Consider the following 14566-nt stretch of genomic DNA (forward strand, 5'->3'; position numbering starts at 1 on the left):
GCTTCGGAGGGGAAGCGACTCATGTCCAGCACAACCGCAGCCACACCGGCCCCTGGTGCACTCACCAAGGGCCACAAGAAGGTCATCTTCGCATCGAGCCTGGGTACCGTTTTCGAATGGTACGACTTCTATCTGTACGGCTCGCTCGCGCTGATCATCTCCCGCCAGTTCTTCAGCGGCGTCAACGAAACCACCGGCATGATCTTCACGCTGCTGGCTTTCGCCGCCGGTTTCTTCGTGCGTCCGTTCGGCGCGGCCTTCTTCGGCAGCCTCGGCGACCGCATCGGCCGCAAGTACACCTTCCTCATCACCATCCTGATCATGGGCATCTCGACCTTCCTGGTCGGCGTACTGCCCAACTACGCCTCGATCGGCTTCACCGCGCCGGTGATCCTGATCGTGCTGCGCCTGGCGCAGGGCCTGGCGATGGGCGGCGAGTACGGCGGTGCCGCCACCTACGTGGCCGAGCATGCGCCGCCGGGCAAGCGCGGCTTCTACACCAGCTTCATCCAGACCACCGCGACGCTGGGCCTGTTCCTGTCGCTGGCGGTGATCCTGGGTTGCCGCTACGCGCTGGGCGTGGAGGCGTTCGAGGACTGGGGCTGGCGCATTCCGTTCCTGGCGTCGATCGTGCTGCTGGGCATCTCGGTGTGGATCCGCCTGCAGCTGAGCGAGTCGCCGCTGTTCCAGCAGATGAAGGCCGAAGGCAAGGGTTCCAAGAAGCCGTTCCGCGATTCGATCAAGGGCGGCAACCTGAAGCTGATGCTGCTGGTGCTGTTCGGCGCCACCGCCGGCCAGGCCGTGGTGTGGTACGGCGGCCAGTTCTACGCGCTGTTCTACCTGCAGAGCATGCTCAAGGTCGATCTGACCGTGTCCTACCTGCTGATCGCGGCGGCGCTGCTGCTGGCCACGCCGTTCTTCCTGTTCTTCGGCTGGCTGTCGGACAAGATCGGCCGCAAGAAGATCATCATGGCCGGCTGCCTGCTGGCCGCGGTGACCTACATCCCGATCTTCAAGGGCATCACCCACTTCGCCAACCCGGCGATCGACGAGGCCAGCCGCAACTCGCCGGCCGTGGTCGTGGCCGATCCCAACACCTGCAGCTTCCAGTTCGATCCGGTGGGCGTGCGCAAGTTCACCAGCTCCTGCGACATCGCGACCGCCGCGCTGACCCGTGCCGGCGTTCCGTACACCGTGGAAGCCGCGCCGGTCGGTTCCCTGGCCCAGGTCAACGTGGGTGAGCACTCGCTGAGTTCGTACGAGGCGGCCGGGCTGGCGGGCGATGCGCTCAAGTCCGCGCAGGGCGACTTCGGCGCTGCGCTGAAGGAGGCCCTGGTGGCGGCCGGCTATCCGGCCAAGGCCGAGACCGACCGCATCAACATCCCGATGACGATCCTGCTGCTGTGGCTGCTGGTGATCTACGTGACCATGGTCTACGGCCCGATCGCCGCCTACCTGGTCGAGCTGTTCCCGACCAGGATCCGCTACACCTCGATGTCGCTGCCGTACCACATCGGCAACGGCTGGTTCGGCGGCTTCCTGCCGGCGATCTCGTTCGCGCTGGTGGCCGGTACCGGCAACATCTACTACGGCCTGTGGTACCCGATCGGCATCGCGCTGATGACGCTGGTGATCGGCACGCTGTTCCTGCGCGAGACCAAGGACGTGGACATCACCAAGTAACGTTCTCTCCCGGACCGGCATTGCCGGTCATCCCGAGGCGCCGGTTCCCACCGGCGCCTTTTTTTTTGCCGGTGCGATGGCGGGAGCGGTCCGCCATGGCACCGCGTGGCTGCGCGGCGGCGGGCGAACGGCCACAATGGGCCGTCGTCGCCACCCGGTCGCCTGCCGCCATGTCCGAACAACCCGTCACGCTCGATGCCCTCCTGCTGCGCACACGCCAGGCGTGGGCGCGGCAGCGTCCCGATTTCCAGCAGCGCCGCGACGACCTGCGGCGGCTGCGCGCGGCGTTCAAGACGCGGCTGCCGGCGATGACGGAAGCCATCGCCGCCGACTTCGGCCACCGTTCGCACCACGAATCGCTGATCGCCGACGGCATGGCCGTGCTCGGCGAGATCGACCACCTGCTGCGCCACCTCAAGGGCTGGATGAAGCCGCGCCGGGTCGGCGTCGGCTGGCGCTTCTGGCCGGCGCGGGCGCAGCTGCGGCCGTTGCCGGTGGGCGTGGTCGGGGTGATCTCGCCGTGGAACTATCCGGTCAATCTGGCGTTGGTGCCGCTGGCCACCGCGATCGCCGCCGGCAACCACGTGCTGCTCAAGCCGTCCGAGCACACTCCGCGCACCAGCGCCTTCCTGCAGGAGCTGCTGGCCGAGGTGTTCCCGCCGGAGCGGGTGGCGGTGGTGCAGGGCGGCGCCGAGGTGGCTGCCGCGTTCGCCGCGCTGCCGCTGGACCACCTGGTGTTCACCGGTTCCACCGCGGTCGGGCGCAAGGTGATGGCCGCGGCGGCGGCGAACCTGACGCCGCTGACGCTGGAGCTGGGCGGCAAGTCGCCGGCGATCGTCTGCCCCGGCTATCCGCTCGAGCGCGCCGCCGCGCGGCTGGCCACCGGCAAGTGGTTCAACGCCGGCCAGACCTGCATCGCCCCGGACTACGTGCTGATCGATGCCGGCCGCGAGGCGGCGCTGGTGCAGGCGCTGCGCGCGCAGGTGCTGGCCCGCTACGGCGATTTCGCCGATCCGCGCGACTACACCCGGATCGTCAACGAAGGCCAGTACCGGCGCCTGCGCGGCATCGTCGACGACGCCCGCGCGCGCGGGCTGGAGGTGATCGAACTGGCGACGCTGGACCCGGCCGTGGCCGAGCGCGAGCGGCTGCTGCCGCCGACCGTGATCCTGCAGCCCGGCGACGACGCGGCGGTGATGCAGGAGGAGATCTTCGGGCCGATCCTGCCGGTGCGCGGCTACCGCTCGCTGGACGAGGCCATCGCCACCGTCAACGGCCGCGAGCGGCCATTGGCGCTGTACCCCTTCAGCGACGACCGCGACGCGATCGAACGCATCCTCGGCGCCACCGTCGCCGGCGGCGTCACCGTCAACGACACCCTGCTGCATTTCGCGATCAACGGCCTGCCGTTCGGCGGCATCGGCGCCAGCGGCATGGGCGCCTACCATGGCCGCGCCGGCTTCGATGCGATGAGCAAGCAGCTGCCGGTGCTGTGGCAGGCGCGCCGCGCCGGCAGCGATCTGCTCAAGCCGCCCTATGCCAGGGTGGCGCGCTTCATCGACCTGATCGTGCGCTGAGGCGCACGATCAGGTCACCGGCAGCGTGCCGCCGTCGATGGTGAATTCGCTACCGGTGATGGCGGCCGCAAGCGGCGAGAGCAGGAAGGCGATCAGGTTGGCCACCTCGGCCGGCCTGGCCGGCCGGCCCAGCGGAATGCCGCCCAGCGCCTGCATGACGATGCGCTTGCCGCCCTCGTAGTCGGTGCCGGCCTGTTCGGCCAGCCGCTGCGCCAGCGCCACCGAGGCCTCGGTCTCGACCCAGCCCGGCGCCACCCGCACCACGCGCACGCCGCGGGCGGCCACTTCCTTGGACAGGCTCTTGCTGTAGGTCGCCAGTGCGGCCTTGGCCGCGGCGTAGGCGGTGGTGGATTCGGGCAGCGGCAGCCGGCTCTGGATGGAGGTGACGTGGACGATCGCGCCGGCTCCCTGCGCCAGCATGCCCGGCAGCAGCGCGCGGTCCAGCCGCACCGCCGGGAACAGGTTGAGGTCCAGTTCCTTCCGCCATTGCGCATCGTCCAGCACGGCGTAGCCGCCGCCCGGCGCCGACGAGCCGCCCAGCACATGGACGATGGCATCCACGCCGCCAAGGCGTTCGGCCACCGCCTCCACCACCCGGTCGCAGCCGTCGGCCGTGCTCAGGTCGGCGGCGACGCACAGTGCATCGGCGTCTTGCGGATGCGTGCGTGCCACCGCGAGCACGCGCGCGCCCAGTTCGCGCAGCAGCGTCGCGGTGGCGCCGCCGATGCCGCGGGTGGCAGCGGTGACCAGCACCCGCCTGCCGTGCAGCGCCAGCTCCATCAGCGGATCTCCAGCGAGGCGATGCGGTCGCCGGCCAGTTCGACCGTGTAGTCCAGTTCGGCCGGGCTGCCGGGGAAGTCGCCGCTGGTGCGCACGCGCAGCCGCAGGGTAGCGCCGCGCCGCTGCACCGACAGCGGCTCGACCCGGTAGCGGTAGCGCGCCTTGGACGCGCGCTTCCAGGCCTGGATCGCCTCGATCCCGCGTATCGTGCCGCCCTCGTCGCGCACCACGGCATCGGCGGCGAAGCAGCGCGCGATGGCGTCCACGCCGTCGTGGTTCTCCTCTTCCAGGTACAGCGCCAGCGGCTGCGGCAGTTCGATGTCCATCGACGATTCCTCGGGGGATTTCTTGCGGGGCGAGCATCCTCGCCCTAGGCTGGCGCATGGACAAGAACGCACCGGAAAGTGAGTGACTGACGCCGGCGTAAGCAGGAAGGCCTACACCCCCGAAGCGGCGGCACGCGACGTCGAGGCGACGATCCGGCTGCTGGAAGGACGCTGGAAGCTGCTGATCCTGTTCCACCTGTTCGACGGCAAGGTGCAGCGCTATTCGGACCTGGAACGGCTGATCCCCGGCATCTCGCAGAAGATGCTGGCGCAGCAGCTGCGTGGACTGGAGGCCGACGGCATCGTGGCGCGGACGGTGTACCCGGAAGTGCCGCCGAGGGTGGAATACCGCCTGACCGAATGGGGCCAGGCGCTGTGCCCGGCGCTGGATGGCCTGCTGCAGTGGGCGGAGAAGAAGTGATCCCGGCCGCTCCCGCCGCTTTCCTGCGGGCACGACCCCGGTCGCGACGCGGTCTTGCCGGTGTGGCCGGTGCTGGCAGAAAACGGGAGTGCCGCCTGCTGCGGCAGGAATCCCGGTGGCGGCGGATTTTTCCCGCAAGGAAGCCGTCCTTCGATCCGCACCGTGCCTGCGCAGGCGGCAGGCCCTAAACTGGCCTGCGTTTTCGCCCGAACCCCGCATCCATGAAGATCGCCAGCTGGAACGTCAATTCGCTCAACGTGCGCCTGCCGCACCTGGAACAGTGGCTGGGCGCTTTCGCCCCGGACGTGGTCGGGATCCAGGAAACCAAGCTGGAGGACCACAAGTTCCCCGATGCGGTGCTGGCCGGGCTGGGCTACCGCAGCGTGTTCGCCGGGCAGAAGACCTACAACGGCGTGGCGATCCTGTCGCGGCAGGCGCCGGAGGACGTGCAGATCGGCATCCCCGGCTTCGACGACGAGCAGAAGCGCGCCATCGCCGCCACCATCGGCGACACCCGGGTGGTCAACCTGTACGTGGTCAACGGCCAGGACGTGGGCACCGAAAAGTACGCCTACAAGCTGCGTTGGCTCGATGCCGTGCACGACTGGCTGCGGGACGAGCTGCAGCGGCACCCGCAGCTGGTGGTGCTGGGCGACTTCAACATCGCCCCGGACGCGCGCGACGTGCACGACCCGGCGGTGTGGAACGACAACCACATCCTCACCTCCACCGCCGAGCGCGGCGCGCTGAACAAGCTGCTGCAGTTGGGCCTGCACGACGCCTTCCGCCTGCACCACGACGACGGCGGCATCTTCAGCTGGTGGGACTACCGTGCCGCCGGCTTCCGCCGCGACCTCGGCTTGCGCATCGACCTGACCCTGGTGTCCGATGCGCTGAAGGCCCGCGCCGTGGCCGCCGGCATCGACCGCGAGCCGCGTACCTGGGAGCGTCCCAGCGACCACGCGCCGGCCTGGGTGCAGCTGGGGTGAGGCACTGCCGGCCAGCGTGCGCCCCGGCCCCCTGAGTCGGCGGGCTGGGGCGAAGTGGCGGGTACGGGATGACGGGGAGAGGCCCACGGTCCGCCTCGCAGGCCGTGGGATGCCGGTGCGGATGCGGGGACGCGTTTCCTCTAGCGGATGCTCTTGCGGGTGAACAGGTTGACGATCGCCAGCAGGATCACCGCGCCTATCAGCGAATAGATGAAGGTGCGCAGGGTGATGGCATCGTTGATGCCGCCGCCGAACAGGAAGCCCGCGATCAGCGCGCCGATGATGCCGACCACGATGTTGAGGATGATGCCTTGCTGCGCATCGCGGCGCATGATGATGCTGGCCAGCCAGCCCACGATGCCACCGACGATCAACCAGATGATGATGCCCATGCTTGCCTCTCCTTGTCGCTGCGGTGCACCGGAGCCGGTGCTGTCGCCACAGTTAAAGCGCAGGCTCGTGAAGCCATCGTGCACTGGCCCGGCGGCATGAGCGGCGGCGGTATGGCCGGCGGGCACGGCCGCTGGCGGTTCGGCCCGGTGACGGTGTGGCGGCTGCCGCACGTGCCCGGCACCCGCGGCGAGCCGCAGGCGCGCGAACTGCTGGCCGCCGAGCTGGGCGGCAGTCCGGAACAGCTGCCGTTGACCCGCGACGAACGCGGCCGCCCGTGGCTGTACGGGCGCCTGGCGCATTACGGCACCGGCTGGAGCCACAGCGGCGGCTGGCTGCTGGTGGCGCTGGGCCGGCAGGTGCGGCTGGGGGTGGACCTGGAGCAGCAGCGGCTGCGGCCGCGGATGCTGGAGGTGGTGCGCCGCTTCTTCCATCCCGACGAGGCGGACTGGCTGGAAGCGCTGGACCAGACGGCCCGCGAACACTGGTTCTTCCGGGTCTGGTGCGCCAAGGAGGCGCTGCTCAAGGCGCACGGCCATGGCATCTCCTTCGGCCTGCACAAGCTGGCATTCGCGCCCACGGCCGACGGCGCGCTGCAGTTGGCGTGGTGCGATCCGGCGCTGGGCCAGGCCGGCCGCTGGCACCTGCACGAATGGCAGGCCTCGGCCGATTTCCGCGCTGCGCTGGCGTGGTACCCGGCCGCGCCGGTGCCGCCTTCGTTGCCCGGCCCGGAGTCGCCGCCGGCGGACGCCTGAGGCATGCCCCCCGCCGTCGGATACGCAAGGTTTGCGGTCCGGCCGAGCGCGCCTGCGATAATCGCCGCCATGAACGATTCTTCCCTGCCGGCCGGTGTGGCCGCCGAACTGGAGCGTGGCCTGCAGGCCATGGGCCTGGACGCCGCCACGCTGGCGCCACCGCTGCTGGCCTACCTGGCGCTGCTGGCGCGCTGGAACCGCACCTACAATCTCACCGCCATCCGCGACCCGCACGAGATGGTCACCCGTCACCTGCTCGATTCGCTGGCGATGGCGCCGCATGTCGAGAGCGGCAGCCTGGCCGACCTGGGCACCGGCCCGGGGCTGCCGGGCATCCCGCTGGCCATCGCCCGGCCGCAGTTGCAGGTGACGCTGGTGGAGAGCAACGGCAAGAAGGCCCGCTTCCTGCGCGAGGCGGTGCGCCAGCTGGGCCTGGGCAACGCCCGGGTGGCCGAATCGCGGGCCGAGGCGCTGGCCGAGCCGGAGGCCTACGACCACCTGACCGCGCGCGCGCTGGACACCCTGGCCGGGATCGTTGCCGTCGGCGGCCACCTGCTGCGCCGCGGCGGCACGCTGCTGGCGATGAAGGGCGTGTACCCGCACGAGGAGATCGCGCAGCTGCCGCCCGACTGGGAAGTGGCGCAGGTGTTGCCGTTGCAGGTCCCCGGCCTGACAGGCGAGCGCCATCTGGTGGTCTGCCGCCGGAAATAACGGCACACCCGACCGCCCCTGTAGGAGCGACGTCAGTCGCGACAGGCTTCATCGGGAAGGCCCCGGTCGCGACTGACGTCGCTCCTACGCAGGGCAGGGAGCCCGATTTCCCTGATCCGGTCCCCAGCCCGCATAATGCCCGGTCCAACCCTCCAGCCCACGAGGCTTTCCTGCATGGCTAGGATCATCGCCATCGCCAACCAGAAGGGCGGCGTCGGCAAGACCACCACGGCCGTCAACCTGGCCGCCGCCCTTGCCAGTACGCCCAAGCGCGTGCTGCTGGTCGATCTGGACGCGCAGGGCAATGCCACCATGGGCAGCGGCGTGGACAAGCGCGAGGTGGCCGCCTCCACCTGCGACCTGCTGCTGGGCGAGAACAGCGCCGCCGACATCCGCGTCACCGCGCCGGAAGGCTTCGACCTGCTGCCGGGCAACATCGACCTGACCGCCGCCGAGATCCAGCTGATGGAGCAGGGCGAGCGCGAGCAGCGGCTCAAGCGCGCGCTGGCGCCGATCCGCGACGAATACGACTTCATCCTGATCGACTGCCCGCCGGCGCTGTCGCTGCTCACGCTCAACGCGCTGGCCGCGGCCGACTCGGTGATCGTGCCGATGCAGTGCGAGTACTACGCGCTGGAAGGCCTGAGCGCGCTGGTGGAGACCATCGAGGCGCTGCGCGCCGGCCTGAACCCGGCGCTGGAGATCGAAGGCGTGCTGCGCACCATGTTCGACGTGCGCAACAACCTGGCCAACGCGGTCTCGGCCGAGCTGACCGAGCACTTCGGCGACAAGGTGTTCCGCACCATCGTGCCGCGCAACGTGCGCCTGGCCGAGGCGCCCAGCCACGGCCAGAGCATCGTCGGCTACGACCGCGCCTCGCGCGGCGGCGTGGCCTATCTCGGGCTGGCGGGCGAGATCATCCGCCGCAACAACGAACGCAACAAGGCCGCCAGGGCCGTGGAGACCGTCTGATGAGTATCAGCAAGCCGGCCGGTGGCAAGAAGCGCGGCCTCGGCCGTGGCCTGGACGCACTGCTCGGCCCCAAGGGCGCGGTGACCCAGGTGGCCGCTGCCGCCATTGCCGAGCCGCTGCCGGGCGAAGTGCTGCGCAAGCTGCCGCTGGACCAGCTGCAGCCGGGCAAGTACCAGCCGCGCCGCGACATGGACGACACCAAGCTGGCCGAGCTGTCCGAGTCGATCAAGGCCCAGGGCGTGATCCAGCCGATCCTGGTGCGGCAGCTGCAGGGCGACCGCTACGAGATCGTCGCCGGCGAACGCCGCTGGCGCGCCTCGCGCCTGGCCGGGCTGGACGAAGTGCCGGTGGTGGTGCGCGAGCTGGAAGACCGCACCGTCATCGCCATGGCGCTGATCGAGAACATCCAGCGCGAAGACCTCAACCCGCTGGAGGAGGCCGAGGCGCTGCAGCGGCTGATCAGCGAGTTCACCCTGACCCACGCCGAAGCGGCGCAGGCGGTGGGCCGCTCGCGCGCGGCGGTGTCCAACCTGCTGCGGCTGCTGGAACTGCCGGTGGCGATCCGGGTATTGCTGGAAAGCCGGCGGCTGGAAATGGGCCATGCCCGCGCGCTGCTGACGCTGGCGCCGGAACTGGCCAGCAAGCTGGCGCAGGAAGCGGCCGACCAGGGGTGGTCGGTGCGCGAGGTCGAGCACCGCGCCCAGCAGTTCGCCGCCGGCAAGGTGCCCGGCGCGCGCAAGGCCAAGCCGGCCGCCAGCACGCCGCAGGCCGACATCGCCTCGCTGGAGACCGAGCTGTCCGAATCGCTGGGCACCAAGGTGGCGATCAACCACGGCCGCGGCGGCAAGGGCAAGCTGGTGATCCACTACACCGACCTGGATACGCTCGACGGCGTGCTCGAGAAGCTGCGCGCGCGGCGCGACGCCTGACCCCGGCGCGCCGACCGATGCCACGTGTCGCCACGCCCCCGGACCCTGTCGCGCCGCACCCCGTACAGAAGAGCCGATGAACCCGAACAAGGTCGACCGCAACCACCTGCTGCGTCTGACCGACCTGCCGAACGTCGGGCCGGCCTGCGAGAAGGATCTGCGCCTGATCGGCATCCGCGTGCCGGCGCACCTGCGTGGTCGCGACCCGTACGACATGTACGCCCAGCTGTGCCTGCGCACCGGGGTGATGCACGACCCCTGCGTGATCGACGTGTTCCTGTCGATCGTCCGCTTCCTGGAAGGCGAACCGCCGCGGCCGTGGTGGGCCTTCAGCAAGGAGCGCAAGCAGACCCTGGCCCGGGAGGCGCCGCTCACCCTGTGGTGAGCGCCAGGGCAGGGAACGACGGAAACGCCATGAACGTCGCCGCATCGCCACGCGCCAGTACAGCTACCGCATCACGAGCCGGATCGATCCGATGAGCATCCTCGTCACCGGCGCCGCTGGTTTCATCGGCGCCTACACCTGCCAGGCCCTGGCCGCACGCGGCGAATCCGTGGTCGGGCTGGACAGCTACAACGACTACTACGACCCGCAGCTCAAGCGCGACCGCGTCGCCGCACTGTGCCCGGACACGGACATCCGCATGCTCGACCTGGGCGACCGCGACGGCCTGGCCGCGCTGTTCGACCAGGTCCGGCCGGAGCGGGTGATCCACCTCGCCGCGCAGGCCGGGGTGCGCTACTCGCTGCAGAACCCGCACGCCTACGTCGACAGCAACCTGGCCGGTTTCGTCAACGTGCTGGAGCTGTGCCGCCACCGCGGCGTGCGGCACCTGGTGTATGCCTCCAGCAGTTCGGTCTACGGCGATTCGGCCACGCCGCCGTTCTCCGAGGACCAGCGCGTGGACCAGCCGCGTTCGCTGTACGCGGCGACCAAGGCCGCCAACGAGCTGATGGCCCATGCCTACGCCCAGCTGTACGGCCTGCGCGCCACCGGGCTGCGCTTCTTCACCGTATACGGCCCGTGGGGCCGGCCGGACATGGCGCCGCTGCTGTTCTCGCGCGCGGTGCTGGCCGGACGCCCGATCGAGGTGTTCAACGAAGGCCGCATGCAGCGCGACTTCACCCATGTCTCCGACATCGTCGCCGGCGTCCTCGGCGCGTTCGCGCATCCCTCGGACGAGGCGGTGCCGCACCGGGTCTTCAACCTGGGCAACCACACCCCGGTGGAACTGGAGCGCTTCATCGGCGTGATCGAGGCCGCCGCCGGGCGGCCCGCGCACAAGGTCTACAAGCCGATGCAGCCGGGCGACATGGTCCGCACCATGGCCGATACCTCGCGCGCGAAGGCCGCCTTCGGCTACGAGCCGGCGACGCCGATCGAGAGCGGCCTGCCGCCGGTGGTGCAATGGTGCCGCGACTATTTCGGGGAACGCGCCTGACTTCATCCTCGGCTAACTTGCGCCAGGGAAAATGCGCGATCTTTGCTTTTCAAGGCACGGCCGGATCCTGCGATGAACCAACCCGAGCTCTCGGTGGTCATTCCCGTCTTCAACGAGCGCGACAACGTCGCGCCGCTGGTAGCTGAAATAACCGCGGCCCTGCGCGGCCGCACCGCGTTCGAGATCGTCTGCGTCGACGACGATTCCAGCGACGGCACCCTGGCGGTGCTGCAGGGCCTGAAGGCCTCCACCCCGGAACTGCGGGTGCTGCACCATGCCAACCGCAGCGGCCAGAGCACCGCGATCCGCAACGGGGTCAAGGCCGCGAACGCGCCCTGGATCGCCACCCTCGACGGCGACGGCCAGAACGACCCGGCCGACATCCCCAGGCTGCTGGCCGCGCGCGCCGCCGCCGCGCCGCAGGTCAAGCTGTTCGCCGGCTGGCGCGTCGACCGTCGCGACTCGGGGTCCAGGCGCTGGGCATCGAAGTGGGCCAACGCCATCCGCAGGCGGCTGCTGCGCGACGACACCCCGGATACCGGCTGCGGCATCAAGCTGTTCGAGCGCGCCGCGTTCCTCGACCTGCCGTACTTCGACCACATGCACCGCTACCTGCCGGCGCTGGTGCAGCGCGCTGGCTGGCAGACGCTCAGCGTGCCGGTCAACCACCGCCACCGCGGCAGCGGCGTGTCCAAGTACACCAACCTGGGGCGCGCGCTGGTCGGCGTGCGCGACCTGCGCGGGGTGGCCTGGCTGATCGCGCGCAGCAAGCGCACCGCGGTGGAGGAGTGTTGAGCATGGAGCTGGCCCTGCTCGACCGGCCCATCGAGTGGCTGTTCTGGACCGGCCTGCACGTCACCGGCTGGAAGCTGATCGGCTACACCGGCGCGCTGATGTTCGGCGGCCGCTGGCTGGTGCAGTTCGTCGCCTCGCGCCGCGCCGGCCGGCCGGTGATCCCGCGGCTGTTCTGGTACATGAGCGTGCTCGGCAGCCTGATGACGCTCAGCTACTTCCTGTTCTCGGCCAAGCAGGATTCGGTGGGCGTGCTGCAGAACCTGTTCCCCGCCTTCACCGCGCTCTACAGCCTGCGCCTGGACATCAAGCACCGCGGCTGGAAGCGCGACCGGGGTACGCATTGACGGCCGGCCCGCAGGCGATACTTCCCGCGACCGGTACGGGGCCGCGCAAGCCGGCGATGGCTGCAAGCAGTGGCGACGATGGAGGCGGAGACGACAGTGGCTGACGTGGATTTCGAAAAGTGGCCGTGGGTCGAGGAAATGAAGGACGTCGACTGGCGCGCCCTCACGCAGGGGCCGCACCTGGTCTACCTGCTGGCGCACGCCAGGCGCGAGGCGTTCTACATCGACGTGGCGACCAATGCCGGTGGGATCGAGGCGGCCTGGTCGCGCATCGTGCAACAGCAGCAGTCAAGCCTGCCCGAGTCGCAATGGAGGCCGCCCTACCTGGTCTGGTTCGAGCGGGCGGACGATGAGGCCAGCGCACAGGCCCGGGCCGCGCACATCCGGACCTTGCCGCATGCATGGCAGCGGCGGATGGTGGACATGATCAATCCCCTGTGGATGGACCTGCATGGCTGCTCGCTGGGGCTGCCGCTGGAATACATGCCGGTTGTCGGCGAGCGGTGCGTGGCCTCGTTCACCCATCGGTAGCAGGCGGCCGCGATCACTGCGGCCGCAGGACGGCGCCTGCGCCCGCGCAGGACTTTCGATCCATGCCGGGACCGGCCATGGGTGCCATGATGGGGCCTGCCTTCCCGGGAACCTGTGCTCGTGAAATCACCGCTCGTCGTCGCCCTGCTGCTCGTCCTGTCCCTGCCCGCCGCCGTCCAGGCCGCATCTCCCGCCGCCGCTGCCGCACCGGCCAGCCTGGCCGCCGAGAGCGCTGCCGATGCGCAGTTCCGCGCGATCTACGAGAAGGAATGGACGTGGCGCCAGAGCGGTGGCGGCGAAGCCAGCGAGGACGGCGACGCTCCCGCCAATGCCACCCGCCTGCCCGACGTCGGCGCCGCCGCCCAGGCCGAGCGGCTGAAGGTGTGGGAGGACGTGCTGGCGCAGCTGGACCGGCTCGACAGCAAGGCGCTGTCGGCCGAGAACCGCGTCAACTACGCCATCTACCGCTACCAGGTGGAGAACCTGGCCGACGCGGTGCGGCTGCGTGCCTACGAGATGCCGTTCAATTCCGATTCCTCGTTCTGGTCGAACCTGTCGTTCATGGCCCGGCGCGAGATGAAGACGGCGCAGGACTACCGCAACTACATCGCGCGGCTGGACGACGTGCCGCGCTACTTCGACCAGCAGATGGACAACATGCGCGCCGGCTTGGCGCGCGGCTTCAGCGTGCCGCGCGAGGTGCTGGAAGGGCGCGACGGCTCGATCTCGGCGGTGGCCGAACTGCAGGACCCGGCCGAATCGCCGTTGTACGCGCCGTTCAAGCGGCTGCCGGCCAGCATTCCCGCCGCCGAGCAGAAGCAACTGCAGGACCAGGCCCGGCGGGCGATCGGCGGCAGCGTGGTGCCGGCGTTCGGCAAGCTGCTGACTTTCTTCCGCGAGGAATACGTGCCGCAGGCGCGCACCACGCTGGCCGCCGAGGCGATGCCCGGCGGCGAAGCGTTCTACCGCCAGCAGATCCGCGAATACACCACGCTGGACCTGACGCCCGAGCAGATCCACCGCATCGGCCTGGAGGAAGTGGCGCGCATCCAGCAGGAGATGGACGCGATCATCGACCGGGTCGGGTTCCAGGGCCGCAGCCCGCAGACCCGCTTCGCCGACTTCCTGCAGTTCCTGCGCACCGATCCGCAGTTCTACGCCAGGACCCCGGAGGAACTGCTGCACCGCGCGGCCTGGATCTCCAAGCGGGTGGACGCGGTGATCGGCCGGTACATGACCCTGCCGCGCGCGCGCTTCACCATCGTCCCGGTGCCGCCGGACATCGCCCCGTTCTGGACCGCCGGCCGCGGCGGCATGGGCACCTACTGGGTCAACACCTACAACCTGCCGGCGCGGCCGCTGTACAACCTGCCGGCGCTGACCCTGCACGAGTCCGACCCCGGCCACGCGCTGCAGGGCGCGCTGGCGGCCGAGCAGGGCGAGCAGCCGGAGTTCCGCCGCAACAACTACATCTCCGCCTACGGCGAGGGCTGGGGCCTGTACACCGAGAAGCTGGGCGTGGAGATGGGCATCTACGAGACCCCGTACGAGGACTTCGGCCGCCTGACCTACGAGATGTGGCGCGCCTGCCGGCTGGTGATCGACACCGGCGTCCACCACAAGGGCTGGACCCGCGAGCAGGCGCTGGCCTACCTGCGCGACCGTACCGCGCTGAGCGAGCACGAGGTCACCACCGAGGTCGACCGCTACATCTCCTGGCCGGCGCAGGCGCTGAGCTACAAGCTCGGCGAAATCGCCATCGTGCGCCTGCGCGCGCAGGCGGAGAAGGAGCTGGGCGAGAAGTTCGACCTCAAGGCGTTCCACGACGTCGTGCTCCGGCAGGGCTCGGTGCCGCTGCCGGTGCTGGAGGAACAGATCCAGGCCTTCATCGCCGAGCGCAAGCAGGGCTAAGGCGCCACGA

Annotated in this window: 17 protein-coding genes; 14 read left to right on the forward strand and 3 right to left on the reverse strand. The window is 70.0% G+C overall.

The window, feature by feature from the left end; genetic code table 11:
- Nucleotides 1-21: 21 nt before the first annotated feature.
- Nucleotides 22-1683 carry an MFS transporter gene (locus OK345_RS12055; protein WP_265128228.1) on the forward strand — a complete coding sequence of 554 codons (1662 nt, stop codon included), beginning with the start codon at nucleotides 22-24 and terminating at the stop codon, nucleotides 1681-1683.
- A gap of 170 nt (nucleotides 1684-1853) precedes the next feature.
- Nucleotides 1854-3260 carry a coniferyl aldehyde dehydrogenase gene (locus OK345_RS12060; RefSeq protein WP_265128229.1) on the forward strand — a complete coding sequence of 469 codons (1407 nt, stop codon included), beginning with the start codon at nucleotides 1854-1856 and terminating at the stop codon, nucleotides 3258-3260.
- A 9-nt stretch (nucleotides 3261-3269) separates the two neighbouring features.
- On the opposite strand, the gene OK345_RS12065 is transcribed toward OK345_RS12060, so the two are convergent.
- Both OK345_RS12065 and OK345_RS12070 read right to left on the reverse strand, forming a co-directional pair.
- A complete protein-coding gene (locus tag OK345_RS12065) occupies nucleotides 3270-4040 on the reverse strand; it encodes an SDR family oxidoreductase (protein ID WP_265128230.1) in 771 nt (256 codons plus the stop codon).
- Nucleotides 4040-4366 carry a nuclear transport factor 2 family protein gene (locus OK345_RS12070; protein WP_265128231.1) on the reverse strand — a complete coding sequence of 109 codons (327 nt, stop codon included), beginning with the start codon at nucleotides 4364-4366 and terminating at the stop codon, nucleotides 4040-4042. The genes OK345_RS12065 and OK345_RS12070 overlap by 1 nt, the downstream gene beginning before the upstream one ends.
- A gap of 82 nt (nucleotides 4367-4448) precedes the next feature.
- Between OK345_RS12070 and OK345_RS12075 the strand changes: the two genes are divergently transcribed.
- Both OK345_RS12075 and xth read left to right on the forward strand, forming a co-directional pair.
- Entirely contained in the window at nucleotides 4449-4787 is a 339-nt protein-coding gene (locus OK345_RS12075) for a winged helix-turn-helix transcriptional regulator (protein ID WP_265128232.1), read from the forward strand.
- Nucleotides 4788-5008: 221 nt separating this feature from the next.
- Complete coding sequence (xth, locus tag OK345_RS12080) at nucleotides 5009-5776, forward strand: exodeoxyribonuclease III (protein ID WP_265128233.1); 768 nt, start codon at nucleotides 5009-5011, stop codon at nucleotides 5774-5776.
- 140 nt (nucleotides 5777-5916) lie between these two features.
- On the opposite strand, the gene OK345_RS12085 is transcribed toward xth, so the two are convergent.
- The gene (locus OK345_RS12085) at nucleotides 5917-6168 is read right to left on the reverse strand and encodes a GlsB/YeaQ/YmgE family stress response membrane protein (RefSeq protein WP_265128234.1); all 252 of its coding nucleotides are present in this window, start codon (nucleotides 6166-6168) and stop codon (nucleotides 5917-5919) included.
- A 96-nt stretch (nucleotides 6169-6264) separates the two neighbouring features.
- On the opposite strand from OK345_RS12085, the gene OK345_RS12090 reads away from it, so the two are divergent.
- From OK345_RS12090 to OK345_RS12135, 10 genes are all read left to right on the forward strand, one after another.
- Nucleotides 6265-6921 (forward strand): 4'-phosphopantetheinyl transferase family protein, encoded by a 657-nt coding sequence (locus OK345_RS12090; RefSeq protein WP_265128235.1) that lies wholly within the window; start codon nucleotides 6265-6267, stop codon nucleotides 6919-6921.
- A gap of 69 nt (nucleotides 6922-6990) precedes the next feature.
- Nucleotides 6991-7632 carry a 16S rRNA (guanine(527)-N(7))-methyltransferase RsmG gene (gene rsmG, locus OK345_RS12095; RefSeq protein WP_265128236.1) on the forward strand — a complete coding sequence of 214 codons (642 nt, stop codon included), beginning with the start codon at nucleotides 6991-6993 and terminating at the stop codon, nucleotides 7630-7632.
- A 174-nt stretch (nucleotides 7633-7806) separates the two neighbouring features.
- The gene (locus OK345_RS12100; RefSeq protein WP_265128237.1) at nucleotides 7807-8604 is read left to right on the forward strand and encodes a ParA family protein; all 798 of its coding nucleotides are present in this window, start codon (nucleotides 7807-7809) and stop codon (nucleotides 8602-8604) included.
- Entirely contained in the window at nucleotides 8604-9533 is a 930-nt protein-coding gene (locus OK345_RS12105; RefSeq protein WP_265128238.1) for a ParB/RepB/Spo0J family partition protein, read from the forward strand. The genes OK345_RS12100 and OK345_RS12105 overlap by 1 nt, the downstream gene beginning before the upstream one ends.
- Before the next feature lie 76 nt (nucleotides 9534-9609).
- A complete protein-coding gene (locus OK345_RS12110) occupies nucleotides 9610-9918 on the forward strand; it encodes a helix-hairpin-helix domain-containing protein (RefSeq protein WP_265128239.1) in 309 nt (102 codons plus the stop codon).
- Between the two features lie 91 nt (nucleotides 9919-10009).
- Nucleotides 10010-10975 carry an NAD-dependent epimerase/dehydratase family protein gene (locus tag OK345_RS12115; RefSeq protein ID WP_265128240.1) on the forward strand — a complete coding sequence of 322 codons (966 nt, stop codon included), beginning with the start codon at nucleotides 10010-10012 and terminating at the stop codon, nucleotides 10973-10975.
- 72 nt (nucleotides 10976-11047) lie between these two features.
- The gene (locus OK345_RS12120) at nucleotides 11048-11770 is read left to right on the forward strand and encodes a glycosyltransferase family 2 protein (protein ID WP_265128241.1); all 723 of its coding nucleotides are present in this window, start codon (nucleotides 11048-11050) and stop codon (nucleotides 11768-11770) included.
- Nucleotides 11771-11772: 2 nt separating this feature from the next.
- Nucleotides 11773-12114 carry a lipid-A-disaccharide synthase N-terminal domain-containing protein gene (locus OK345_RS12125; protein ID WP_265155100.1) on the forward strand — a complete coding sequence of 114 codons (342 nt, stop codon included), beginning with the start codon at nucleotides 11773-11775 and terminating at the stop codon, nucleotides 12112-12114.
- Nucleotides 12115-12210: 96 nt separating this feature from the next.
- Nucleotides 12211-12645 (forward strand): GIY-YIG nuclease family protein, encoded by a 435-nt coding sequence (locus OK345_RS12130; protein WP_265128243.1) that lies wholly within the window; start codon nucleotides 12211-12213, stop codon nucleotides 12643-12645.
- Between the two features lie 120 nt (nucleotides 12646-12765).
- Nucleotides 12766-14556: a DUF885 domain-containing protein gene (locus OK345_RS12135; protein WP_265128244.1), complete on the forward strand. Its 1791-nt coding sequence runs from the start codon at nucleotides 12766-12768 to the stop codon at nucleotides 14554-14556.
- Nucleotides 14557-14566 lie beyond the last annotated feature (10 nt).

The organism is Xanthomonas chitinilytica, assembly GCF_026107455.2.
GTDB lineage: Bacteria > Pseudomonadota > Gammaproteobacteria > Xanthomonadales > Xanthomonadaceae > Stenotrophomonas > Stenotrophomonas chitinilytica.